The 522-nt window shown below is 69.5% G+C and carries 1 protein-coding gene and 1 pseudogene; both read left to right on the forward strand.

Annotation, left to right across the window (positions count from 1 at the left end; all coding sequences use genetic code 11):
• A pseudogene (locus JCM9942_RS17875) lies at positions 1 to 383 on the forward strand (DUF58 domain-containing protein); the annotation flags it as partial.
• On the forward strand, positions 380 to 522 hold a 143-nt coding region (locus tag JCM9942_RS18570; protein WP_157723103.1), incomplete at its 3' end, for a DUF4381 domain-containing protein. The pseudogene JCM9942_RS17875 and the gene JCM9942_RS18570, both read left to right, overlap by 4 nt.

Below are 522 nucleotides of genomic sequence, written 5' to 3' on the forward strand. Positions count from 1 at the left end.
CGACCGCGCTGGAGCAAGCCGGACGGCTGGCGCATCCCGGAGCCCGGGTGGTGGTGATGGCCGATCCGGCCAGTGCGCTGGCCGTCCCGGCCGCCATCTGGTCGGCGTTGTCGATGCATGTGGATGTACACCTGATCCTGCTGGTGGATCCCCTGGAACTGGCGCCCTCCGCATGTGTGCTGCCGCTGGCTACCCCGGACGGTCGCCTGGAGCTTGACCTGGCATCGGCGTCCACTCGCGAGGCATGGCATGCGGCTTTCATCGCACCGGTCGAAACCCTGTGCCGGATGCTGCCGGGGCGACGCGTGCGGGTACAGGTACTGTCCAGTGATGCACCCAGTGACGCGTGGTTGAACGGTGGATCGGGCGGAGCGCAGAGATGACGCCCCTCCAGTTGCCGCTGCGTGATGTACATCTGCCTGCAGCGCCGGGCTGGTGGCCGTTGGCGCCCGGCGGGTGGCTGGTGCTGGGGTGTCTGGCGCTGGTAGTGCTGGCCGGCGGCGCATGGTGGTCCCGGCGCAG

This window comes from Stenotrophomonas pictorum JCM 9942 (assembly GCF_001310775.1).
GTDB classification, from domain to species: Bacteria; Pseudomonadota; Gammaproteobacteria; order Xanthomonadales; family Xanthomonadaceae; genus Stenotrophomonas; species Stenotrophomonas pictorum.